This is a genomic window from Pseudomonas sp. MM213 (genome assembly GCF_020423045.1).
GTDB lineage: Bacteria > Pseudomonadota > Gammaproteobacteria > Pseudomonadales > Pseudomonadaceae > Aquipseudomonas > Aquipseudomonas migulae.
This window is the reverse complement of the sequence record NZ_CP081943.1, coordinates 501,221-525,279: the sequence shown is the minus strand read 5'-3', so window position 1 is coordinate 525,279 and position 24,059 is coordinate 501,221. Positions and strand designations below refer to the sequence as shown.

Below are 24,059 nucleotides of genomic sequence, written 5' to 3'. Positions count from 1 at the left end.
CCACTTGCACCACCGCTGTCTTATTTTTTGATTGAAACAATCGTCGCGCTGCCACCCTCGACCTGGAAAACAAACGAGACACGGTCTCCGGCCGACAGCCCGGCGAGCTGATCATCCGTCACGGAAAAGGCCATGGTCATCGGCGGCCATTGCACGGCGGGTACTGTGCCGTGGGAGATGGTCACCGTGTGTCTGGCAGCATCGATAGCCTTGATCGTTCCGTTGGCATTAGCGACGGGCGCCTGCTTTGTCTCCTTTGTCTGCATGCCCTCCATACCGTCCATTTTCATACCCGGCATATCCTCTGCACGAGCCAAGAAAGACAACGCAACCAAGGTTCCTGCCACTGCAATATGGGTCAGTTTCATACGACGTTTCCTTTAAGGTGAGTGGATTCAATGACGAGATGTCGGCGGCGCATCAGGCGATAGGCTGCCGGAATGACAAACAGGGAAAGCAAGGGAGCCGTGATCATGCCGCCGACCATGGGCGCGGCAATGCGGCTCATCACTTCACTGCCCGTTCCGCTGCCCAACAGGATGGGTAACAGGCCGGCAATGATCACGGCCACGGTCATGGCCTTGGGTCGAACACGCTGCACAGCGCCTTCACGAATCGCCGCAACCAGCCCGCGCTCAGTGCTGTCGCCGAGGTCTTCACGTTCTGCCCAGGCGTTTTTCAGATAGAGCAGCATGATCACGCCAAACTCGGCAGAAACACCGGCCAGGGCGATAAAACCGACACCGGTGGCGACCGACAGGTTGAATCCCAACAGATAGATGAACCATGCCCCGCCAGTCAGCGCGAATGGCAGCGTGGCCATGATCAGCAACGCCTCATCGAAGCGCGCAAACGTCAGGTAGAGCAGCACGAAGATGATCAACAGCGTGGCTGGCACCACCAGTTTGAGTCGTGCATTGGCTCTGTCGAGAAACTCGAACTGCCCTGAGTAGCTCAGGCTCATGCCAGGCTGCAACTTGACCTGCTCGTTTACGGCATGGCGCAAATCAGCGACCACCGAGGCAATGTCCCGGCCACGCACATCGATATACACCCAGCCTGAAGGCCTCGCGTTTTCACTTTTGAGCATCGCCGGGCCGTCGCTGATTTTGACGTTGGCCACTGTCCCCAGGGTGATCTGGATGCCTGACGGCGTGTAGATCGGCAATTGCTCCAGGGCACCAAGCGAGTCACGCCACTCCCGCGGGTAACGTACGTTGATCGGGAAACGTGCGAGCCCTTCAATGGTCTCCCCGACATTTTCACCACCGATAGCGCCGGCCACGATGGACTGCACATCAGCGATATTCAGCCCGTAGCGAGCGGCGGCCTTGCGGTCGATATCCACGTCGATATAGCGGCCGCCGGTCAAGCGTTCGGCCAGCGCTGAACTGACACCGGGTACGCCTTTGGCCACCCGCTCGACCGCCTGGGTGACAGCATCGATGTCCGTCAATTGGGTGCCGGCGACTTTCACTCCGATCGGACTTTTGATGCCGGTGGCAAGCATGTCGATACGGTTGCGAATCGGCGGTATCCAGATATTGGTCAGCCCTGGAACCCGAACCACGCGATCCAGTTCTTCCACCAGTTTTTCCTGAGTCATGCCTGGCCGCCATTGCTCGTGTGGCTTGAATTGAATGGTGGTCTCGAACATTTCCAACGGTGCCGGGTCGGTGGCAGTTTCGGCACGCCCCGCTTTGCCGAACACGTGCTCGACTTCGGGCACCGTCTTGATCAGGCGGTCGGTCTGTTGCAGCAGCTGCGCAGCTTTCTGTGCCGACAACCCCGGGAGAGCGGAAGGCATATAGAGCAGATCGCCTTCGTCCAAAGGCGGGAGAAACTCACCGCCCAGGCGCGACATCGGCCATAGCGCACTGACAAACACCACCAGTGCCACCAGCAGGGTGACTTTGGGACGGCGCAGCACCGCCTCCAGGGCCGGCTGGTAGATCCTGATCAACCAGCGGTTCAACGGGTTTTGTTGCTCACCGGGAATTCGCCCGCGAATCCAGTACCCCATCAGCACGGGCACCAAGGTCACCGACAACCCCGCCGCTGCGGCCATCGCATAGGTTTTGGTGAACGCCAACGGGCCAAACAGTCGCCCCTCCTGCGCTTCCAGGGTGAACACCGGAATGAACGATAAGGTGATGATCAACAAACAGAAGAACAGCGCCGGGCCGACCTCTGCCGCTGCTTCGGTCATGACGTGCCAATGACGCTCGCCCTTCAATTCCTCCCCCGGATTGGCCGCGTGCCAGGCCTCAATCTTCTTGTGGGCATTCTCGATCATCACCACGGCAGCATCGACCATGGCGCCGATGGCGATGGCAATCCCGCCCAAGGACATGATGTTGGCGTTGATCCCTTGGTAACGCATGATGATGAAGGCCATCAGCACGCCCACCGGCAGGGAGATGATCGCCACCAGTGATGAGCGCAAGTGCCAAAGGAAGATCCCGCAAACCAGCGCGACGACAATGAACTCTTCGATCAACTTATGGCTGAGGTTTTCCACCGCGCGGTCGATCAGCTTGCTGCGGTCGTAGGTGGTGACGATTTCCACTCCGGCCGGCAAACTGCTTTTCAGTTCGTCGAGCTTGGTCTTGACCGCCGCAATGGTCTCGCGAGCGTTCTTGCCGCTGCGCAAAATCACCACGCCACCGACGGTTTCGCCCTCGCCGTCGAGTTCGGTAATGCCCCGTCGCATTTCCGGCCCCAACTGAATAGTGGCGACATCGCCAAGGGTCACCGGCACGCCATCCGCCCCCAACTTGAGCGGGATCGCTCGAAAGTCATTGAGCGTCTTCAGATAACCGGAAGCGCGCACGATGAATTCGGTCTCCGCCATCTCCAGTACCGCGCCACCCGTTTCCTGATTAGCCTTGCCGATAGCCTCGGTCACCTCTGTCTGAGTGATTCCGAGGCTGGCCAGTTTTAGCGGATCGAGTTGCACCTGGTATTGCTTGACCATGCCCCCCACCGTGGCCACTTCCGCGACGTTGGGCAGGGTCTTGAGTTCGAACTTGAGGAACCAGTCTTGAAGCGCGCGCAGTTGCGCCAGGTCGTGTCCACCGCTGCGATCCACCAGTGCGTACTGATAGATCCAGCCCACCCCCGTTGCATCCGGCCCCAACGCCGGTTTGGCGCTGGCCGGCAACCGACTTTGTATCTGACTCAGATATTCCAGCACCCGCGAACGGGCCCAGTACACGTCAGTGCCGTCTTCGAACAGCACATAAACGAAGCTGTCACCGAAGAAGGAATAACCACGCACCGTCTTGGCTCCCGGCACTGAGAGCATGGTGGTGGCCAACGGATAGGTCACCTGGTTCTCGACAATCTGCGGCGCTTGCCCCGCAAAGGGAGTGCGGATAATCACCTGAACATCCGAGAGATCCGGCAGCGCATCGATGGGTGTGCTCTGCACTGACCATATGCCCCACGCCGTGACGAACAGTGTCGCCAGTAACACCAGGAACCGGTTGGCGACTGACCAACGAATCAGGGCCGCAATCATGGCTGGCTCCCCGATTTTTCCTCATCCGCCTCATGAATACCGGAGGCTGCTGCACTGGGTGGCGACTCGTCCTCAGTGCTGGCGACAATGCCCTTGAGACTGGCCTCCGAGTCCAGCAGGAACTGGCCAGACGTAACCACCTTCGAGCCTTCTTCCAGACCTTTCAAAATGGCCGTCTTGCCATCGCTCTCCTGTCCGGGTTGCACCTCTACCGGGCGGTAGTGGCCGGTGTCTTCGGCGAGCATCACCAAGGCCCGTCGCCCCGTACGAATAACCGCCTCGCTCGGCACCCACAACACACTGTGTTCGCTCGAACGGTTCAGGCGCACCTGCGCCGTCAAACCCGGCCTGAGGCGGCCGTCCGGATTGGGCAGTTCCACCCGCACACGCAGGGTGCGACTGTCCGCACTGGTCTCGGGCAAAATAGCGCTGACCTCGCCGTTGAGCACCGTCCCCGGGAAGGCTGGCAGCCGTGCTTCGACCGTCTGCCCCACTGTGATCGATCCGGTCTGCGACTCTGGAACGGCCACGGCCAGCCAGACACTGCTCAAGCCATTGACGCGTGCCAGCGTGTCGCCCGTCGCCACGGTCATGCCCGTGCGCACATTCAACGCTTGAAGCACACCGGCGATGGGACTGGTCAGCGTCAGGTACGGCTGAACCTTACCGCTACGCTCTATCTGAGTGATCAGCGCTGCCGGCATTCCGGTGAGCTGCAGTCGCTGGCGGGCCGCCGCCAGCAGCTCAGCGTCGCCGTTACGCTTCAGGGCAAGGAACTCCGTCTGAGCCGCAGCCCATTCCGGCACCAGAATATCCGCCAACGCCGCGTTGGCGTTCAGCACATCTCCTGGAGCATGGGCATAGACTCGCTCCACAAAGCCAGCGGTGCGTGCCTGAATCACCGCAACATCACGTTCGTTGAGCGCCAGGACACCTGTCACGTCGAGGCTGGAATGAAAGGTTCCACGGGTGACAGTCGCAAAACGCAGCCCGAGATTCTGGGTCAGCCCCGGGTCGATACTGACAGTCGCCCGGTCTCCTGCGCCGCTGGCGTATTGGGGAACCAGTTGCATGTCCATGAAGGGGGACTTGCCCGGTTTGTCGAACTTTTGCTGCGGGTACATCGGGTCGTACCAATACAGGGCTTTGCGTTCGGGCACAGCATTGATGTCTTGCTCCGCCACGGCATTTGGCGCTGCGCTCATACGCTGGTAAGCGAACCCGTAACCACCGGCAACACCCAATGCCAGCGAAAGGCTAACCAGCAATGCCCCGTTCCATTTTTCAAGTTTCATTGGCTGGCCTCCCCGTAAGCAAAATACAAACGCGCACTGGTCAGCGCGCGCTGCTCTTCCACGTCGATTTGTTTGAGCCGAACTTCGATGAGTTCACGTCGGGCGGTCACAACGGTGTCTAAATCGCCTTTGCCGGCCCGATAGCTGGCCATGCTGAGTTCGACCTTTTCCTTGGCCAGCGGCAACAGGCTTTCCTGGTTTCGGCGCACGGCACGATTCAGGCGCTCGTAGTCAGCCAGTTGGTTCTCCAGTTGCTGGGTGTGCTCGCGTGACAAGGCTTCGCGCTCGGCCTCAAGCTGGTTGAGTTCAGCGTGTCTGGCGGCGATTTTCGGGTTTTGGCGAGCGTCAGGAAACAACGGCAGATCCCAGGAAAACTGCACGCTGACCATGTCGCCGAACTGTCGGCCACGATGCTGATAGTCAAGCTCCCAACTCCAATCCGATTGCTTCTCCGACTCGGCTTCACGAACCCTGGCTTGCGCTTCGCGGGTCATCGGCGCAAACGCTGCCAGCTCCGGATGGTGTTGCAGTTGATGGGAGTAGCTTGAGCTATCGACGGGCCATTCAGGCAGGCTGCCCACAGGCTTGTCGTTGGCGGCTGAGCCAATCCAGCGTTTGAGGGCTGCTCGGGCCTGGGCTCGCTGCAGAATCAGATCGTCCTGCTGCTCTGCCAACTGAGCGGCTTCCTGTTTGGGTGTCACCGCATCGGCGGGCTGGGCGCGGCCGCCAGCAATCCGGGCCCGGACGGTATCGCTCAGCAGGCGGTTTTCTTTGTAGAAGTCCTGGAACAACGCATCTTTACGCTCGATTGAATAACTGCTGATCCAGGCCAGTGCGGTGGACTGGCGGACCTTCAGACGTTCGACCCGACGCTCGGCGGCAGCGCGATCAACAGCCGCATCGGCGACCTCGATACGGGCTTTTCGCTTGTCGCTGTTCGGCATCTCCTGACGGACCCCGACCATTTGCATGGTCATGAAATCCTGGTCGAGGCTCCAGCGATCCGGACCGCCTATGGGGTAGTTCTGCACTCCCAGAAGCAGCTTGGGATCAGGTAGTTCACCCGCCGGGATGGCTGCGCTGCTGGCAGCCTGAATCCTGGCGTCTTGTGCGGTCAGTGACGGCGCATTGTTTTCGGCCAGCCGCAACGCTTCATCGAGTGTCAGTGCGGCAGCGAAGCTCGGCAATGCCAGTACGCTTGCCGCCAGGCCGACCACAAGGGGCCAGCCTGTGCAATAGCACTTGGAGTTCATATCTACGATTCCTGTGATCATCAACTGCGCGCGTCAAAAGACATGCGCACAGCCAGGTCATCCCGCTAATGCGGAATGAGGTTCGATGTGGGACAGGAATCAAACGCGGGGCGGTCGCCATACCCCGGACGGGGTTCGCACGGGCAGGGAATCGCTAAAGAAGGAAAGCGCTACGGGGCTGAATGCGGTTATGGGAGGCTTGATAATCGAGACTTGCAGCATGCCGCCCGTCTTGCATTCCTGGCCTGGTTTGCAAGGCTTGCCGTGCTCGGTGGGGCTTTTCATGTCGTTGCAGCAGTCCATCCCCATGCCGTCCATCATCGCCATGCCCATCGTCTTCATGGGGCACGGTTCTGTCGGTGCCTGAACGCCCGCCATCCCGCTGAGGGGAAGCGCCAGGCTGATCATGAAAATGATGCAAAACCGCAGATAGCGTTTCATGGGGTGGAGTGTAGTCGCTGCAAATGGCTCTTACGATGGGCTTGAGTCGTCAGCAACCTGTCATCAGGTTCCGACGCAGGCGATAACACCGGAGATGAATTAAGCCAGCATTACGTGTTCATCGACCATCCTGAAATCCACGCGGGATCGTGTGCTTCCCATTGCCCGCCTCTCTCATCACAGGGGCAAAGGCCTGTCCTGCACCACCCGTTTCATGACCAGCGTCGACGTCAGCCGCTGCACGTTGGGCAAGGTCGAAAGGCTTTCATCGTAGAGCCGTTGAAAGGCCGGCAAATCCTGAGTGATGACGTGCAGCAGATAATCCGGTTCGCCGAACAACCGCTGGGCATCGACCACCTGCGGGATGTCGACAAGCGCCGTCTCGAACGCCTCGACCGCTTTGCGGTCGCCCTCACGCAACGTGGCAAACACCATCGCGGAAAAGTTAAGGCCCAAGGCGCTTGGGTCCAGTTGCGCTCTGTAGCCGAGCAACACACCCGACTCCTCCAATGCCCGGACGCGTCGATGGCAAGGGGAAAGGCTCAGGCCCACGCGCTCGGCGAGTTCGGTGACCGACAGGCGACCGTCCTTTTGCAGCTCAGAAAGAATCTTGCGATCAATCCTGTCCATTTCGAATTTTCTCCCAACTCTGCGCATTCTGATGATCATCTTTGAAAGTAAATTCTAACAAGATTTCCTTATTCTTCCTCGCACCCATATTTTTCGGAGCGGGACGATGCAGAGCACGGTGTATCAGCAGCAGAAGTGGTTAGCGCCATGACCTTGAGTGTTTTCGTGGCTTTTTGGGCGGTGTCGATTCTGTTCGTCATCACGCCGGGTGCAGATTGGGCTTACGCGATTTCGGCGGGGTTGAAGGGCCGGGTCGTGATACCCGCCGTGGGTGGGCTGTTGTCCGGTCATTTGATTGCCACGATGATCGTTGCCGCGGGCGTCGGCACGCTGGTGGCCAACCACCCCGTTGCCTTGTCGGTGCTGACCGTTGCCGGGGCCGGTTATCTGCTGTGGTTGGGCATCAACATGCTCGCCCGCCCCGCTACACCGCACTCAGATGATGCTCAGGCGCCGGGCTCCTGGCAGCGTTGGGCGATCAAGGGGCTTTGTGTGAGCGGGCTGAATCCGAAAGTGTTTTTGCTGTTTTTGGCGCTGTTGCCGCAATTCACCGACGCGGCAGCGGCCTGGCCTGTGCCGATGCAGATGATTGCGCTGGGGCTCATCCACACGGTCAGTTGTGGCGTGATTTATTTGCTCGTGGGATTCGGCTCACAGGCCGTACTGCAAGCACGCCCCGCCGCGGCCCGGTGTGTCAGTCGTTTCTCCGGAACGGCCATGATCATCATCGCGGTCGTTTTGCTCGGCGAGCAGCTGTTGGGTTAAGTCCGTGACAAGGCCAGCATTGCACAGCGCTTTTGCCCCACGCCAACACTGCACGGATTGGCGAACGAGAGTGGCATTGCCGCCACTCTCCAGCGGCGCTGGCACCTTCCACAACGCCTGCTTACCGAGCGAGAATCGCAGCTGTCGAGTGGGTCATTCTCTCGATCAGCGAGGCGACGTCCTTCGCACCAAAACAGCGGAATTTAACGCTGCCAACGTCGGTGTCCAGTCGGACGATCTTCGTGACAAACCCACCTTCCACGCTGACCTTGCGGACCAATGCCAGCGGGAGTTCAATATCCATCGTTCCATCCTGAATGACACGGTTCAGGGCATTGGCGCTCAAGCGAACCACGGAGTGAGTCACCTCCACCTTCCCGCCAACCCAAAGTCCACCGTATGCGTGCCTGAAGACCTCAAGCACATCGGCCAGCGCGTCCACATCGCCACTCCCCGCCTCGTCGTACAGATCGCTCACGGTGTCGTAGTCCACTCGGGCGTCGGGCACCAGAAAATTGACCAGCTTCGACTTCAAAATCTCTTCGACCATCTTGGTGTCTCCTTGATATGAGTAGCAGTCCTGTCAATCAGACACCTGCTGTGCACTGGCGCTGAGTGCACGGGGTGATAATGTAGCGCGCCGAATGGAGAATCCAGACCATGCGCCAAGTTCTTCTCGTTGTGGATGTTCAATCCACCTTCTCGCCGCCTGAATGGCTCGTGAAGGGTATTCAAAAAATCGCGGACGTTGTCCCGGCGGTGGCGACCGTCGAGCTGCATGACGAGCAGCGCACGCCGTTCCATCAACAGCTCGGCTGGCACCCTGCGGCGCTCGACAGCAGCGCGGTAAAAACAGAGCAGGTTTTCGTCAAGCACGGCTATGCACCTTCGCCTGAGACCATGGACTATTTGAAGCGCCTGAAGCCGGACCGTGTCCTGGTTTGCGGTATCCAGACGGACACCTGTGTCCTGGCCGCAGGCTTTGCACTGTTTGACGCCGGCCTTTATCCAACGCTTGTCACCGACCTCACGGTGGGTTCATCCCTGGACCGCTCCGGGCAACTGGGTATCAGCCTCTGGACCCACCATTTTCGGCACACCACCACCTCAGCTGAAGTTCTTTCAGGATTGATCGCCGAGCAAAAGTGACGTGATCACGAACAGGAAAGCCACCGCAGCGGGCATTCGTGGATAGGCGCACGTCGCTTGTGCGGCAGCCTGTCGGCGCAGGGTCAGGATGGCTGCACCGAAGCGGATGAACGTTGAGCTGGCAAAAAAGCAAAATTGCCATGTGTTCCACTCGTTAGTTCATACGTCGCAGTTCTCACTGCCCGTTTCTATCTGTCTGGAGTTCTCTCGATGCCCTCGCCCAAATCCGTGCCCGCTGCGCTGCTGGGGCTGGCGCTTGCCTGTCCGGCCATGGCCGAGGAAGCCCAAGGCCTGGAGCTGGGACAGGTGCTGATTCAGGCTGAGGAGCAGCGCGGCGAAGACCAGACGATCGAGGACGCCAAGGCCCGGCTTGCCCAAGTGCCCGGCGGCACCAATGTGGTCGATATGCGCCGCCCCCTTCAGGGCCGCGTGGCCAGCAACCAGGATGTGCTGGCCTATCAGCCGGGGGTCTATGCCCAGTCTGCGGGCAATGAAGGGGTGAAGATTTCGATCCGTGGCTCGGGGATCAACCGTGCACCGGGCGCCCATGCCTCGGGGCTGTACGCCATGCTCGACGGTCTGCCGCTGACCGGCCCGGGCGGCACGCCCTACGAGTTGCTGGAGCCGCTGTGGCTCGATCATGTGGAAGTGCTGCGCGGCGCCAACGGTTTTGACAGGGGCGCGCTGGCCTTGGGCGGAGCCGTCGATTACATCAGCCACACCGGCTACGACGCACCGCTGTTGCAAGTGCGCTACGCCATGGGCAGCCACGGTTATCAGCAGCGTCAGGTCAGTTCCGGGCAGGTGCTGGGGGATTTCGACTACTACGTGTCCACGACCGATGCGCGCGCCGACGGCTATCAGGATCACACGGCCAGCGAGAGCCAGGGCGTCATTGCCAACTTCGGCTATCGCTTCAACCCGAAGCTGGAAACGCGCTTTTATCTGCGCTATCGCCAGACCGACAACGACCTCGCCGGGCGGGTGACCAAACGCTCCATCGAGCACGACCCACGGGCGGCCAACCCTGCTTACGTGACGCGGGATGATCGTCGCGAACAACCGGGAAGCACCTTCTTCGGCAACAAGACCACCTACTACATTGATGACGATTCGAGTATCCAGACCGGCCTTACCTACCATGACTACCCGATGGATTTGCGTGAGGGTCCCAACCGCTTGAAGGTGGCGTACACGGACGTCAGCGGCACCTTCGACTATAAGCGTCGTGACACCCTCTGGGGCCTGGAAAGCCATAGCACGCTGGGCCTGCGCGTGACGAAGCACTTGCCCAATGCCGGCGCCAGCGAATCAGTGCGCATCCCCACCGGCAACACCGCCGGCTATGCGCCGGGCACGCCCATTCGCAACTTCACCTACCAGGGTTCAGACACGGTCTTGCATATGGGCAATGACCTGGAGATCGCCGACGACCTGTGGCTGACCACCGGCCTCGCAGCCATTTACACCCGCCGCGAAAGCGCCGTGACCTTCCCGGAAGGTGGCGGCAAAACCAGCCTCAACGACTGGGACTACGCACCACGCGTGGGCCTGCGCTACCAACTCACACCGGACTTGCAGCTGTTCGGCAACCTCAGCCGCTCGGTCGAAGCGCCGCACCCGTGGTCGCTGATCTACAGCTCCAACATTCGCTTCCCGGCAGGCAGCGGTGTCGCCACAGGCGCCCAGCGCGATCCGGTCAAGCTGCAAAACCAGACCGCGACCACCCTCGAACTCGGCGGCCGCGGCGACAGCACGATGGGGCAATGGAGCCTGGCCTGGTACTACGCTCAGGTGCAGCACGAATTGCTCTCGGTGTTGCCGGATGCCAATGCCGTGACGCCTTACGAACTCAACGCCAGCCCGACCGTGCACCAAGGCGTGGAAGCCAGCCTGCAAAGCAACCTGTGGTCGTCCGGCGATGGCGGCCAACTGAGCTTGCGCCAGAGCTACACCTTCAGCGACTTCCACTACCGCGACGACGACCGCTTCGGCGACAACCGCCTGCCGGGCTTGCCGATGCACTACTACCAGGGCGAACTGCGCTACGACTGGCCCCAGGGTTTCTTCGCCGGGCTCAATTCGCAGTGGGTGTCGAAAACTGCGGTCGATTACGCCAACAGCTATTACGCCGACCCTTACGCACTGTTCGGCGCGACGGTGGGCTACAACGCCCCCAAGGGCGACTGGCAGACCTGGCTGGACCTACGCAACTTGACCAACAAGCACTACGCCGCCACCGTCACGCCGGGCTACGACGACAAAGGTCTGGACGCGGCACGGTCGACGCCGGGCGAAGGTATGGCGGCGTATGTCGGGGTGTCGTGGAGTTTGCGCTGAGGCCTGGGCATGCTTTTGAGTCGGTCCTGACTATGCCGACGACACTTTTGAGCTGAGACGTTTCAGCGGCTGCCGCGATAATCGAACGCTAAACCCATGAGACATCGAGGTTCAGCATGACAAGCGCCGCGACAGAGCAGGTCAGCCCGCAAACCCTGAGAAAAGTGATTGTCGCCGCCGGCATCGGCAATTTCGTCGAGTGGTTTGACTTTGCCGTCTACGGCTTCCTCGCGACGACCATCGCCCAGCAATTTTTCCCCAGCGGCGATGCCAGCGTTGCGCTGCTGAAAACCTTTGCGGTATTCGCCGTGGCCTTTGCGTTTCGGCCTCTGGGCGGGATTTTCTTCGGCATGCTCGGTGACCGGATTGGTCGCAAGCGCACCCTGGCGATGACCATTCTGCTGATGGCGGGCGCGACGACCCTGATCGGTTTGTTGCCGACCTACGCCGCGATCGGTGTCACGGCACCGGTGCTGCTGAGTCTGATCCGCTGCGCCCAGGGTTTTTCCGCGGGCGGCGAATATGCCGGTGCCTGCGCCTATCTGATGGAACATGCCCCCAGCGATAAAAGAGCCTGGTATGGCAGTTTCATTCCGGTGTCGACCTTTGCCGCGTTTGCATCGGCAGCCGTGGTGGCTTACGCACTCGAGGCGTCACTGTCGGCCGAAGCCATGGGCAGTTGGGGCTGGCGCCTGCCGTTCCTGATTGCCGCGCCACTGGGCCTGGTCGGTCTTTACCTGCGCTGGAAGATGGATGAAACCCCGGCGTTCCAGGCCGTCACCCAGCAACATGCTGTCGCGCACTCCCCGCTCAAGGAGACCCTGCGCAACCATGGTTCGGCCATCTGCTCACTCGGTGCGTTCATCTCGTTGACAGCCCTGTCGTTCTACATGTTCACCACCTACTTCGCGACTTACTTGCAGGTCGCGGGCGGCCTGAGTCGTGCAACGGCGTTGCTGGTGTCGCTGATTGCACTGATCTTCGCCGCACTGATGTGCCCATTGGCCGGTTTGTATTCGGATCGGGTCGGGCGGCGCATGACGGTGATGACGGCCTGCGCGCTGTTGATCGTGGCGGTGTATCCATCGTTCATGATGGCCAGTTCCGGCTCGTTCGCAGCCTCCATCGTTGGCGTCATGCTCCTGGCGATTGGCGCCGTGTTGTGTAACGTGGTGACCGCCGCCCTGCTCTCGGAAACTTTCCCGACACGCACTCGCTACACCGCATCGGCGATCACCTACAACATGGCCTACACCCTGTTCGGCGGCACCGCGCCGCTGATGGCGACCTGGCTGATCAGTACCACCGGCAGCAATCTCTCGCCGGCGTTCTACCTGATTGCCATTGCGGTGCTGGCATTGGTTGGCGGCCTGGCGTTGCCGGAGACTTCGAAGATCTCCCTGCACGATGTTTCATCGGGTGAGAAGCAAACAGAGGTGCCGGCGGTGGCACGAGGGTGAAACTCACCCTCGTGGCTTGTTTAACCCGGCTAACCCCTGAGCGCCGCTTCAATCGCCGCGACGTCGATCTTGCCCATCTGCATCATCGCCTCAAATGCACGCTTGGCCGCGGCGGGATCGGGATCGGTGATCGCCGCCGTCAGCACCCGAGGGGTGATCTGCCAGAACAAACCCCACTTGTCCCGGCACCAGCCGCAGACGTTTTCTTCGCCGCCGTTCCCCACTATCGCGTTCCACAAGCGGTCCGTCTCGGCCTGATCGTCGGTCGCCACCTGGAACGAGAAGGCCTCGTTGTGCTTGATCGACGGCCCGCCGTTCAGCCCGAGACACGGGATGCCCATCACCGTGAATTCCACCGTCAGGACGTCGCCCTTCTTGCCCGCCGGATAGTCGCCGGGGGCGCGGTGGACGGCGTTCACCGCGCTGTCCGGAAATGTTTCGGCGTAGAACGTCGCGGCGTCCAGCGCGGCGCCGTCATACCACAGGCAAATCGTGTTCTTGCTGACCATTTTTGTTCTCCAAAAGAATGTGGCGGTTTTTCCTAGTCAACGTCTTCGAACGTTCCCGTACGTACTTCGCCGCTGCGTTCGTAGCGGCTGATCAATACACCCGCTGGCGTGGTGATCGAGTGCGCCAGAGTGAACGCCGACGCCAGCGCATCGTCGCCGAACAGGCGCTTGCCACGCCCCAGGACCACGGGAAACATCATCAACCGCAGCTCGTCGACCAACCCGGCGGCCAGCAATTGGCGCACCAGATCACTGCTGCCCTGGGTCAACAAACGGGCGCCGTCCTGCTGCTTGAGCACGCGTATCGCGTCGGCAAGGTTGCCTTTCAGTGCATGGCTGTTCTGCCAGCCGAGCGTATCGGGTCGATGCGTGGCGACGTGCTTGGCCACGCGGTTGAACAGGTCGCCGATGGGATGCTCGTTTTTACCGGGCCAATACGCCGCGAAAATGTCGTAGGTGCGCCGCCCCAACAGCAACTCGAACGGCTGCGCGAACAGCTCGTTGATGGCCTGGCCGGAGGCTTCGTCGGCGTAAGGCACGATCCAGCCACCGAAACGGAAATCGCCGCCGAGATCCTCTTCGGGTCCACCGGGTGCTTGAATAACGCCATCAAGACTGATGAAAGCGGCAACAGTGAGCGTGCGCATGGTCTTCTCCCGGTTGGTCTTCGTGACAGCGCTCTTGCAGGAAACACCGACGATCAGGCGCATTCCTTAACCGTAGTCGAACGAGACGCCGGGAAATCGACAGTGCGATATACGGATGACGAGCCCTGCGAAAAATAGTCTTGAACGCTACAATCACAGCCCTCTCCCGCAGATCAGGCAGACCCGTCCGGCTATGGCGCTCGACCCTCCAACGATGTTGACACTCTCTATCGCCCTCGCAGCGGCCGCCGCGCTGTATCTGGCGATCGAGTGGCGCAGCATTCGCGAACCCTCGCTGCTGTTCTGGAGCGCTGGATTTGCCACGATCACCGTGGGTTCGACCCTCGCCTTGCTGCGCATCAGCGGCCTGTTGCTGATCGGTATCTGGTTCGCCAACGGCCTGTTGGTGACGGCGCACTTTCTGTTCCTGTTGGGCGTCGCGCGTTTTACGCAGGTGCGCCTGTCTCGTGCCTGGTACCTGATTTTTGCAGCCTGGTTTGCCATGTTGTTGCTGCCGGACGAAGCATCGTGGTCGAAGATCATGCTGGTGGCCAATTCGCTGCTGGTCGCCCTGCCGACGCTCAGGGCCAGCTTCCTCCTGCGTCCTCATGGCAAGTCTTTGAGCGTGGGCGCGGTGCAACTGCGTTATGTGCTGCTGACCCACGGGCTGTTTTATCTGGCCAAGGCGATATCGGTGGTCGTGCCAGGCACGCTGATCGATCTGGCGGCCTTTCGTGGCGAGATCATCCAGATTTCGCTGGTTGAGGGTGCAATGGCGATCATGCTGATCGCGCTCTCGATGACCGGCACCGAACGCTACCGGCGGGAGAAAAGGATTGAACGGCTGGCGGCACGCGATCCGTTGACCGCTCTGTACAACCGCCGCGCCCTCGAAGTGCGGGCACCGCGCCTGCTGGAGAACGTTTCGGGCATGCGACCGGGCGCGCTGCTGCTGATCGACATCGACAACTTCAAACTGGTCAACGACCTCTACGGCCACACGGCCGGTGATCGACTGCTGGTTTCGCTGAGCGAGATGATTCGCGCGGTTTTGCCCGGCGGTGCACTGGCGGCCCGGCTGGGCGGTGACGAGTTTGTCATCCTGCTGAATGACGCATCGAGTGAGCGAGTCGTCGGGTTGGGCAACGCGCTGCGGGACCGGTTTCACCAGGCCGCCGCACAGGCATTCACCACGCCTGAACCGGTCACCTTGAGCATCGGCGCCAACCTGTTCGACCAGCCGCCGGCAAGCCTGACCGCCTTGATCGAGCAAGGCGACACCGCGCTTTACGAATCCAAGCGCGGCGGACGCAACAGCCTGCGCCTGGTGGATCGAACCCTGGCCGGAGGCGAGCTGTCACCTACCCGCTGACTCGCCAGTTGTGTTGATACGCCTGTATGAGTGATAGCTTCACAAATACTGCGTATCTTGTCCGATACAAAGCGATCCAATGCGGCCATTTACGAGCCGCTCTCGTCAAGGAAGAACAATGATCACTGCTTCAACTTCGACTTCAACGAATGCGGCGATGTCGGCCTACACCTCTGCCGCCGAGGCGAAGGCTGCGGCGGCTGCGCAACAGCAACGCGTGGCTCAGGATGATCCGGCCAAGACACCGAACGACGATTCGGTGAGCCTGTCCAGCACCTCCACCGCCTACAGCAATTCAATCGCCGGCAACGCGCCGTTCTTCCCGGTGCGTTCGGGCATGAACGCCGACGCCCTCGTCCTCGGTGCCTCCAAGCCTGGCGCGGTCTCCAGTTCCAAGGACAAGACGTTTGCCGAAGTGGCCACCGATGCCCGCAAGCGTATGGATGAAAAATACGCGCTGATGAAAGCCAGCGGCAAACCGTACACCAGCAGCGATGAAGACCGGAATGCGTTGATGGGCGATCTCGATCGACGCTCGCTGAACGCCGTCGCCACCAATCAGGGCGGGACCTTCACCGCAGAGGAACAAGCCTCGGCACAAGCCTTGATGCGCCAACAGGCGCGCCTCGCCACCGGTTACTACAGTGGCCCGGCGGACCAGCAAAAAAACTGGAAAGACCCGTTTATCAACGACCCTTACGGTCGGGCCCGCGCCGCCCTGGATTTCATGGACAACATGAGCCCCGAAGAGAAAGCCAAGCCTGAGTGGCTGTCCCAGCATTTGTCGCTGGAAGCGGCGCTTAATCAAAGCTCGAGCCTGGACCCCGCCGAGAAGAAGACCGGGCATTTCCACAACCTGGCTGAAATCCTCGCGGGTATCGTGACGGACGGATCCGACAACGAAAAATCCGGCTCAGCCAAAAACACAGATCCGAGCGTCGGGATTATGAAAAAGCTGCAATCACTGGTTTCGTGACACCGCCGATCCTGTAGGAGCCAGCTTGCTGGCGATTGGGCCTTGAATATTGCGTTGATTGCGAGGGCCTCATCGCTGGCAAGCCAGCTCCTACAGGTTCCGGGGTGCCTGGTCGATTGCATTCACAACGCTGATGCCTGCCGAAGAACACAGCCCCTGTAGGAGCCGGCTTGCTGGCGATTGGGCCTTGAACATTGCGTTGATTGCGAGGGCCTCATCGCTGGCAAGCCCGCTCCTACAGGTTCCGGGGTGCCTGGTCGATTGCATTCACAACGCTGATGCCGCTGGAAGAACACAACCCCTGTAGGAGCCGGCTTGCTGGCGATGGCGGTGGGTCAGACGACGGCGTTGTTGACTGACAGTTCGCCATCGTCGGAACGCCGCCCGCAGCAAGCCGGCTCCTACAGGTTTGGGGGCTACCCTTCAAAACGTCCCGTGCCTTCGCGGTCGTGCTTGTATCGTCGGGTCAACGGAAACGGCGGCAGCCAACGCTCGCGACGGGTGATCCAGCTTTCATAGGTGGGCGTCAGTTGGTCAGGGGCATCCAGCGATCCCAGGTTCACTTCGACTTCGTCGTCGGTGCGGGCGAAAACCGAGGAGCCACAGCGCGGACAAAAAAAACGCCCCGCATAGTCGCGGGTTTCGCCGGTGATCGTCACCGCACTCTCGGGGAATATCGCGGAGGCGTGAAACAGCGCGCCATGATGCTTGCGGCAATCGAGACAGTGACAGAGGCCGACCCGGTATGGCCGCCCGGATGCCACAATTCGCACGTTGCCGCACAGGCAACCGCCGGTGAAAGAGTCCATGGTGCGCCTCCTCTGAATTCGTGTGACCGGAAGGCTTATTACGATAGCAGCCACCACTGGTCGCAACGAACTTGCTCTACAGATGCTTTTTACCTAATTTTGAATCTATAGATTCAATTTGAGGTCATGAACATGGCCGTTGCCCTCCAGCAACAAGCCTTCACCAAAAGCCAGTGCGTAACCGGCCTGCGCGCCGCTGTCGGCATTCTCGATAAATGGCGCGCCTCCAGCGATCAGGCCTGCCGAATCCTGCGCATCTCCCGCAGCACCTACACCCGCGCCCGCCAACGCGATCCCGAGTGGGCGGTGGCGCTGGACGCGGACCAGATGCAGCGCATCAGTTTCGTGCTCAACATCCACGCGGCGCTGCGCCTGGTGTTCGATAACCCGGAAAACGTCTACGGCTTCCCGTCGATGGCCAACGACAACGAATTCTTCAACGGCCGCTCCCCGCTCGAGATCATGGCTCAGGGCGATATGATTTCCTTGTATGAGACCTTCCGGCGCATCGACGTGCTGCGGGGCGCGCAATGGTGAGGCTGAGCGAACTGGCAGCACTGGCCGGCGAGCCATTGCAGGCCTATCGACTGGTCAATTCCAAGTTCCCCCCGGTGGCCTTGTTTGATGACGTGGCGGACGCGGACGAGTTTGAAGTGCTGTATCAGATCCAGGAACTCACCAACCCGAGACTGAAAAATGAAGTGGGTCGCCTTGAGCTGATTCGCCGCAGTGAAATCCCGTTCGGCATTCCGGGCTGCTCTTATGCGACGGCCCCTTTTACCCACGTCAACCCGGCAGGCTCGCGGTTCAGCGATGGCAGTTTTGGGGTGTTGTATCTGGCGGACACCCTGGAAACGGCACTGGCAGAAGTGAAGCATCATCAGAGCCTGTACTGGTCGAACGTCCCGAGCCTCAACTACGAGCGGTTCGTCTTCCGCGGGTTGTCCTGCTCTTTTGTGGAGGCCGGGATGAAAGATGCGACCTCCCTTTCGATGACGGACCCTGTTTACGATCCGGACGATTACACGCACTCCCGTCGTTTAGGGAAGTCAGTCAAAGAGGCGGGTTGCCCTGGTCTTCGTTACCACTCGGTGCGAAGGCACGGCAGTGATTGCTGGGCGCTGATGACGCCGAAACCGGTTTTATCGGTGATTCAGGCGGCGCATTACGAGATGGTCTGGAATGGGCAGGTGACGAGTGTCAGTCAGATTAGTGAGGCTTGAATGCGTTATGCCGAAATGAAAACGGGCGACTTGAAAGGCGCCCGTTTTTGTTTGTGTGGGGGGGTTACCAACTGCCGTACGGGATGCCGTATTTTTCGACATAGCGTTTGGACGCCTCGGACAACGGGTAATAGTTACCACCTGATTTTCCAAGGTGTGGCCCCAGAGGTTCTACCTCGGCCTGGGCGCGTGCAACTTTTACGGCCTTCATGCATTTGTCCGAGACCCAAACCTGTGCGATCCCTCCTGGTGCCAGGCCAACGTAGACCAACGCAATCGTACCGGCAGGTTCGTCTGGTGTCGTCGGGCAAGGCTCGTTCACTGTCGCCCGCATGATTTGCCGGGCTTCTTCAGGTATATCGATCCAGACCCGGTAGGTTTTTGACTCCACCACAGACTGCCAGCGAACATAGATACGCTTTGGCAAATCGGCCCCTACGACTTCCCGAATTCCTCCGGTAATTTGCCCCCAACCCCGAGCGGACTCCATACCGTCTTCCGGCTCGTTTCCCGCCGCCGTTCCGCCACCTGTTCGGCGCAACAATTTGCCGTTGATGTCTTCGACCTGACTGTCTTCGACCCAAACCTTCATGTAATTCGGCTGGTTGAAGCTAAGACTCCACCATTTTCTGGTGAGCTCGCTTTTTGGGAGAGTGTCTGACGCCTGACACCCAGCCACCAACCACAGGCCAAGTAATAAAACCAAAGCACGCATCAAAACACTCTCCAGCTAGAGTCCGGCACATGAGGATGGCGCACACGTACTCCACTTTCAGTCGGCGCGTTGGTATAGCGAATGGTCACACCTCGCTCCCGACTTGCGCCTACAGGATTACTCCAGTTGGCAGACATGTGAACGTATTTGAGCTTCAATATTTTTTCTTCTTCAGCCGTTGGCTCGTAGTTTCCGGAAAGAACCCTGTCGCAAAAAGGCTGTAGTTCAGAAGGCAGGCTGTTAGCGGGATCGTTTTCGTCGATCACACCAAACTGCACCCCCTTCTCCCTCGCCAATTTATGCATCAAGTGCAGATACACCACCGACAGCTTGCCACTGACCGGGCGCTTGAGCTGCAACCCTGCATACGCACGCACCTGTTTGCCCCCCGATGCCTGATCTTCTCTCGGAAGTGGGGTCGGTTTCGGAGTCACGATTTCCAGCATTGCTTCTGGCCAGCCATTGGCTATCCAACTCGCTTTCTGCTGCTGAGCATCACGATAAATCGAAGTGGTTTGAATATCGGTTCCCTGGTGCATCGTAAGGGCCTGCATGGGGCTGACCAACACGCACTCTTCCACTTCTTCCCGGTACCCCCCACCGACATCCGAATGCACGCCGGGAACGGGTATTTCGGTGTGAGCAGGAATGACTGTGCTTAACGCAAAGTTGGCCCGACGCTCGTCCCGTGCAGTCAATTGAATGACATCGGCAAAGTACTTGCGGTCAAGGTAGAGCTTGATCCCCGGCGCCACGGGACTTTGAATGTTACCTAAGTTTGTGACCCCTGCGACCGAGGGCACGGTATCAAACAGGCCAATGAAGCCCATGATGATTTCGCTGTTGTACTGGGCATCGAAACTGGAGCTGAAACCCTTGGGGTTGCTGCGAAGCACTTCACCTAAAGGTCCCAGTTTGCAACGTACGATTTCGTTGGCGAAATGTCGGGCAGCGGCGGCGCCTCGACTGAACCCAAAGGTGTCGAATGTGAGCGATGTAATCTCGCCGTCAGGATTACGATCAATCGCTTCCTTGATCAGTGCTTTCATGGCGACAAACGCTTTTTGTACCTTCCCTGCTACACCTGCATCTCCTCGCCCGGTCGCCGCAGCCCCCAAGCTGTCTTCGGCGGCCGCATCGGTGCCGATCCCATCAACGTAGAGGCTGCGCTGTACGAGTTTGGACGACGCATCGTTTCCGGCGACTTCCGATGTCGGGTAGAGCTCGTATAGTTTGAAAACATTACTCACATCATTCCCATAACTCCCCTCCGGATCCGCCATATACGGCTTGCAGCTCGCATCTACATCCGCAGGCAAAATCGGATGATGGGCGCCACACAGCAATCCTGAAGCCGAGTTGCTCGCATTGTTCAGCGTCCCGTCGAAGAACACGCCAATGCGCAATGCGACGCGGACTTTCTCCTTCGCTGCCGCCGGTGCCTTGCCGTATTTCTCGTACTCGGCCCAGCGTCTGGCGTGGATGTCGACAGGTTTGGCTTCGTCGTATCGGAAGTTTTTCGGGGGTTGGGTACGTATCCACTCATTCCTTGATCACCTGGCTCCTTGGTGCAACGGGCGCTGAGGGTGCCACTGTGGATCCAATCAAGCAACGCGTAGCCAGATGCCACCATCCGGGCAACGAGGGCTCTCATCCATCTATTGCTTTCGTCAATGGTCACCATTAATTCAATGAAGTTCTCTTAAAAATTCCGCGGCGTAACATCGCCTCCATACCAAACAACTACACCCCGGAGCACACCACCATGAAACGCCAACTCTTCCTCAGCATCGCTTTCTCGGTTTTTGCAGTTAACGCTTTTGCCGCTTCTTCTGCTCACCCGGTTGTCGCTGAAGGCGGCTCGGATCGTCTGATTGAAAGTCGTGTGGCTGAGGGTGGTTCGGATCGTTTGATCGAAAACCGCGTTGCCGAAGGTGGTTCCGACCGTCTGATCGAAAACCGCGTCGCCGAAGGTGGCTCGGATCGTCTGATCGAGAATCGTGTGGCCGAAGGTGGTTCCGATCGCCTGATCGAAAACCGCGTTGCCGAAGGTGGTTCCGACCGCCTGATCGAAAACCGCGTTGCCGAAGGTGGTTCCGACCGTCTGATCGAAAACCGCGTTGCCGAAGGTGGTTCCGACCGTCTGATCGAAAGCCGCGCTGTATGAATGAATGGCTCTATCGCGGTACTCAACGAGAAGCCCGGCCTAATCAGTCGGGCTTTTTCTTGCGTCAAACAAATGAGTGGCCTTCATTGAGGTGACACCGCAGCACGCCGCTTCGCGTATCGCCCCAACCCGATTTTGATGCCGACCAGCATGGGCGCGGCGACTGCGAAAAGCAGCGTCACTGCAACAAATGCGCTGTCGAAGGCAATCACAGTGGACTGACCTGTAACGGTACGACCCAGAAGGCTCATCGCCGCCCGACCCGCAGCCACTGCATCCATTCCTTTGGCCGACAACATCGCTGTCGTGGTGGTCAGCCGTTCGATGACCGCGCCCCCGCCCGGAGTGACGCTGGCGCCAAGGACCACCGAGTTGGCGACAACGTTGTGCTCGATCAGCGTCTGAAGCCCTGCGACGCCCATCAGGCCACCCAACTGGCGCCCCGTATTGAAAAGCCCTATGCCGCTGGCGAGGTTGCGCCTGTTGAGGTCACTGAACGCGATCAGGGTGATCGACAGAAACAGAAAACCAAGACCCAACCCGCGCAACAGGATGGCCGCCATCATGTCGTCGGCGCCGCTTTCACGGGTGGAACCGGACAGCATCCACATCGCAACCATGATCATCAGGATGCCGAAGGGCACGGTGGCGAACGGCGGAACGCGGCGAGCCTGCATGAGCCAGGCCGAAATCAGCAACGCCCCGATAAAAAAGGCGCTACTGGGCAACAGCAGCTGGCCGGCATCGGTGGGTGTGAACGCGAGGACTGAAAGTGCAAACGCCGGAATCAGGAACGCACTGCCGAACAAGGCCGCACCGGCGACAAAACTGACGATAAAGGCGAAAGTAAAATCGCTCGATTTGAACAGGGTGAAATCGAGCACACCCTGGCCTTTGCTCAACAGCTGCTGACCTAGAAAAGCCAGCAGCGCGGCGCCCCCGATCACGGTCAGCCACAGGATGCGCGGTTCCTCGAACCAGTCCCATCGGCTGCCCTGGCTGAGCACATAGGTAAAACACAACAAGGTGACGCAGATCAGGCAGAAGCCGACCCCGTCAAACGGACGATGCCGTGTCTTGGTCGGCATCGGGGCGTCGGCGGTCAGCAAAAGTCCACTGGCCGCCAGGGCGAGCGGAACAACGCTGAAGAAAATCCAGGCCCAGGACTGGCTATCGATCAACCATCCTTGAAGGGCCGGCGCAAGGGTGGCGGGCGCGACAACCGCGCCCATGGCGAACAGCGCCTGAAGGATGGGTTGATGTGATCGCGGCCAGGCGCGAAAAATGATCACTTGCCCGCCGACCAGCAGCGTGCCGCCGGCGAAGCCCTGGATAACTCGAAGCGCTACCAGCAGATCCAGCCGAGCCGTCATGGCGGCAACGGCGCACGCCAGGCCCATGACCAAAGTGGCGCTGATGAGGGCCTGACGCGGCCCGAAGCGGTTCATCAACCAAGGAGCGGTCATGAACCCGATCAGCTTGAACGCGGTGTAGCCAACGTCCAGCCAGGCGAACTCATCGGGCGTTGCATAGGTATCGCCGATGATGTCGCTGCGGCCAAGCGACAGGACGGTGCCGGCGAGCGCTTCCGTCAGCGCGGCAAGCAGGATGCCCGCCATGAGCAGGAGGCCATTCGTCACGCGGGCATTGCCCGGCGTGGCGGTGGCCACCGGGCTCATGAGCCACTTCCTTGCGCAACCTCGACTCGCGCAGACAGGCCCGGGACGATGCGGCCCGGCAACGGGTTGTGGGCCAACAGGATTTTCACCGGCACTCGCTGGACGACACGAACAAAGTTGCCGGTCGCGTTATCCGTGGGCAGCAAGCTGAATGCCGAACCACTGCCCGGTGCAAAGCTGTCGACCACGCCTTCAAGTGCCTCGTTCGGATAGCCGTCAACCGTGATGCGAACCCGTTGACCGGGACGAATATGCTCAAGTTGGGTTTCCTTGAAGTTCGCCACGACCCACACATCATGGACCGGCACGATATCGAGCAACGACACGCCCGTCGTCACATACCGACCGACGCGGACCTGGCGGTTACCGATAACGCCATCGACAGGCGCGCGGACCACGGTGCTGTCGAAATCGATTTGGGCGAGATCCCGCGCCGCCTGCGCCTGATTCACCGCCGCAACGGCTGCTTCGCGCTCGGTGACCAGCACGGCGATGTGTTGCTGTTGCGCCTCGACCGATGCCGAGGCGGCCGATACCGTCGCCTCGGCTCTGGATTGTGCGGCGGCGGTTTCATCGACAAGGGCGTGGCTGACCGCGTTGCTGACGATCAGTTTGCGGTTGCGATCATGGGTCTTGGTCGCCAGATTCATCTCGGCGGAAGCTGAACGCCTCTGGGCTTCGGCCTGGCGGATCAGGGCCCGTTGAAGCTGGGTCTGGGCATCGACATGACTCAGGCGAGCCTGGGCCGCACTGACATTCGCCACGGCTTGCGCCAACCGTGCGCGGTAGTCTCGGTCATCAATGCGAAACAGGACATCACCCGCCCGGACGGTCTGGTTATCCTCGACCTCTACCGACGTGATGTACCCGGCCACTTTGGCGGCGAGCGAGGTCACGTCGCCGCGCACATAAGCATTATCGGTGGAGGTCGTGCCGCTGAAAACAGCCACGGCCCCTCCGGCAGCCAGGACCAGAACGGCGGCGACGCACAGCAACCGGCCGATGGTTTTTTTCTTGCTGCGGCGCGTCACGGCGACAGGGATTTCGGCGCTTGCGCCGGCGGCAATGGCGGCCTTGTCCTGGAGCGAGTTCATTTCTCTCATTAC

Annotated in this window: 22 protein-coding genes and 1 pseudogene; 9 read left to right on the top strand and 14 right to left on the bottom strand. The window is 60.1% G+C overall.

What is annotated here, in order from left to right; translation table 11 throughout:
• Positions 1–20: 20 nt before the first annotated feature.
• The 6 genes from K5R88_RS02515 to K5R88_RS02490 form a co-directional block, all read right to left on the bottom strand.
• Positions 21–368, bottom strand: coding sequence for a copper-binding protein (locus K5R88_RS02515; RefSeq protein ID WP_226299119.1), 348 nt, complete (start codon positions 366–368; stop codon positions 21–23).
• Positions 365–3,523: an efflux RND transporter permease subunit gene (locus tag K5R88_RS02510; RefSeq protein ID WP_226299118.1), complete on the bottom strand. Its 3,159-nt coding sequence runs from the start codon at positions 3,521–3,523 to the stop codon at positions 365–367. The genes K5R88_RS02515 and K5R88_RS02510 overlap by 4 nt, the downstream gene beginning before the upstream one ends.
• Positions 3,520–4,818, bottom strand: coding sequence for an efflux RND transporter periplasmic adaptor subunit (locus K5R88_RS02505; RefSeq protein ID WP_226299117.1), 1,299 nt, complete (start codon positions 4,816–4,818; stop codon positions 3,520–3,522). The genes K5R88_RS02510 and K5R88_RS02505 overlap by 4 nt, the downstream gene beginning before the upstream one ends.
• Positions 4,815–6,071 (bottom strand): TolC family protein, encoded by a 1,257-nt coding sequence (locus K5R88_RS02500; protein ID WP_226299116.1) that lies wholly within the window; start codon positions 6,069–6,071, stop codon positions 4,815–4,817. Before K5R88_RS02500 ends, K5R88_RS02505 begins: the two co-directional genes overlap by 4 nt.
• A gap of 99 nt (positions 6,072–6,170) precedes the next feature.
• Positions 6,171–6,512: a hypothetical protein gene (locus K5R88_RS02495; protein ID WP_226299115.1), complete on the bottom strand. Its 342-nt coding sequence runs from the start codon at positions 6,510–6,512 to the stop codon at positions 6,171–6,173.
• A gap of 177 nt (positions 6,513–6,689) precedes the next feature.
• A complete protein-coding gene (locus K5R88_RS02490; RefSeq protein ID WP_008035574.1) occupies positions 6,690–7,142 on the bottom strand; it encodes an Lrp/AsnC family transcriptional regulator in 453 nt (150 codons plus the stop codon).
• A gap of 147 nt (positions 7,143–7,289) precedes the next feature.
• On the opposite strand from K5R88_RS02490, the gene K5R88_RS02485 reads away from it, so the two are divergent.
• Entirely contained in the window at positions 7,290–7,907 is a 618-nt protein-coding gene (locus K5R88_RS02485) for a LysE family translocator (protein ID WP_008035576.1), read from the top strand.
• Between the two features lie 121 nt (positions 7,908–8,028).
• On the opposite strand, the gene K5R88_RS02480 is transcribed toward K5R88_RS02485, so the two are convergent.
• Positions 8,029–8,457: a hypothetical protein gene (locus tag K5R88_RS02480; RefSeq protein ID WP_226299114.1), complete on the bottom strand. Its 429-nt coding sequence runs from the start codon at positions 8,455–8,457 to the stop codon at positions 8,029–8,031.
• A gap of 110 nt (positions 8,458–8,567) precedes the next feature.
• Here K5R88_RS02480 and K5R88_RS02475 point away from each other — a divergent pair, with 110 nt between their 5' ends.
• From K5R88_RS02475 to K5R88_RS02465, 3 genes are all read left to right on the top strand, one after another.
• Positions 8,568–9,056: an isochorismatase family protein gene (locus K5R88_RS02475; protein ID WP_223451910.1), complete on the top strand. Its 489-nt coding sequence runs from the start codon at positions 8,568–8,570 to the stop codon at positions 9,054–9,056.
• 210 nt (positions 9,057–9,266) lie between these two features.
• Complete coding sequence (locus K5R88_RS02470) at positions 9,267–11,396, top strand: TonB-dependent receptor family protein (RefSeq protein WP_226299113.1); 2,130 nt, start codon at positions 9,267–9,269, stop codon at positions 11,394–11,396.
• A 116-nt stretch (positions 11,397–11,512) separates the two neighbouring features.
• Entirely contained in the window at positions 11,513–12,856 is a 1,344-nt protein-coding gene (locus K5R88_RS02465) for an MFS transporter (protein WP_226299112.1), read from the top strand.
• A gap of 29 nt (positions 12,857–12,885) precedes the next feature.
• Here K5R88_RS02465 and K5R88_RS02460 read toward each other — a convergent pair whose 3' ends face one another.
• Both K5R88_RS02460 and K5R88_RS02455 read right to left on the bottom strand, forming a co-directional pair.
• On the bottom strand, positions 12,886–13,365 hold the full coding sequence (locus K5R88_RS02460) for a VOC family protein (RefSeq protein WP_223415373.1): 480 nt from the start codon (positions 13,363–13,365) through the stop codon (positions 12,886–12,888).
• Positions 13,366–13,397: 32 nt separating this feature from the next.
• Positions 13,398–14,012, bottom strand: a complete 615-nt coding sequence (locus tag K5R88_RS02455) for a dihydrofolate reductase family protein (protein ID WP_226299111.1) — start codon at positions 14,010–14,012, stop codon at positions 13,398–13,400.
• Positions 14,013–14,205: 193 nt separating this feature from the next.
• On the opposite strand from K5R88_RS02455, the gene K5R88_RS02450 reads away from it, so the two are divergent.
• Both K5R88_RS02450 and K5R88_RS02445 read left to right on the top strand, forming a co-directional pair.
• A complete protein-coding gene (locus K5R88_RS02450) occupies positions 14,206–15,384 on the top strand; it encodes a GGDEF domain-containing protein (RefSeq protein ID WP_226299110.1) in 1,179 nt (392 codons plus the stop codon).
• A gap of 118 nt (positions 15,385–15,502) precedes the next feature.
• Entirely contained in the window at positions 15,503–16,360 is an 858-nt protein-coding gene (locus K5R88_RS02445; protein WP_223451915.1) for a hypothetical protein, read from the top strand.
• Between the two features lie 416 nt (positions 16,361–16,776).
• Here the strand turns inward: K5R88_RS02445 and K5R88_RS02440 are convergent, their stop codons facing one another.
• The gene (locus K5R88_RS02440) at positions 16,777–17,169 is read right to left on the bottom strand and encodes a GFA family protein (protein ID WP_226299109.1); all 393 of its coding nucleotides are present in this window, start codon (positions 17,167–17,169) and stop codon (positions 16,777–16,779) included.
• Between the two features lie 132 nt (positions 17,170–17,301).
• Between K5R88_RS02440 and K5R88_RS02435 the strand changes: the two genes are divergently transcribed.
• A complete protein-coding gene (locus tag K5R88_RS02435) occupies positions 17,302–17,706 on the top strand; it encodes an antitoxin Xre-like helix-turn-helix domain-containing protein (RefSeq protein WP_192228800.1) in 405 nt (134 codons plus the stop codon).
• Entirely contained in the window at positions 17,700–18,392 is a 693-nt protein-coding gene (locus tag K5R88_RS02430; RefSeq protein ID WP_226299108.1) for an RES family NAD+ phosphorylase, read from the top strand. Before K5R88_RS02435 ends, K5R88_RS02430 begins: the two co-directional genes overlap by 7 nt.
• 64 nt (positions 18,393–18,456) lie before the next feature.
• On the opposite strand, the gene K5R88_RS02425 is transcribed toward K5R88_RS02430, so the two are convergent.
• On the bottom strand, positions 18,457–19,107 hold the full coding sequence (locus K5R88_RS02425; RefSeq protein ID WP_226299107.1) for a DUF2931 family protein: 651 nt from the start codon (positions 19,105–19,107) through the stop codon (positions 18,457–18,459).
• Positions 19,107–20,653, bottom strand: a pseudogene (locus K5R88_RS02420) (phospholipase effector Tle1 domain-containing protein). The gene K5R88_RS02425 and the pseudogene K5R88_RS02420 overlap by 1 nt, the downstream one beginning before the upstream one ends.
• Positions 20,654–20,872: 219 nt before the next feature.
• Here K5R88_RS02420 and K5R88_RS02415 point away from each other — a divergent pair.
• On the top strand, positions 20,873–21,274 hold the full coding sequence (locus tag K5R88_RS02415) for a hypothetical protein (protein ID WP_008030819.1): 402 nt from the start codon (positions 20,873–20,875) through the stop codon (positions 21,272–21,274).
• Between the two features lie 83 nt (positions 21,275–21,357).
• Here K5R88_RS02415 and K5R88_RS02410 read toward each other — a convergent pair whose 3' ends face one another.
• The gene (locus K5R88_RS02410; RefSeq protein ID WP_226299106.1) at positions 21,358–22,953 is read right to left on the bottom strand and encodes a DHA2 family efflux MFS transporter permease subunit; all 1,596 of its coding nucleotides are present in this window, start codon (positions 22,951–22,953) and stop codon (positions 21,358–21,360) included.
• The gene (locus tag K5R88_RS02405) at positions 22,950–24,047 is read right to left on the bottom strand and encodes an HlyD family secretion protein (protein ID WP_223451926.1); all 1,098 of its coding nucleotides are present in this window, start codon (positions 24,045–24,047) and stop codon (positions 22,950–22,952) included. Before K5R88_RS02405 ends, K5R88_RS02410 begins: the two co-directional genes overlap by 4 nt.
• Positions 24,048–24,059 lie beyond the last annotated feature (12 nt).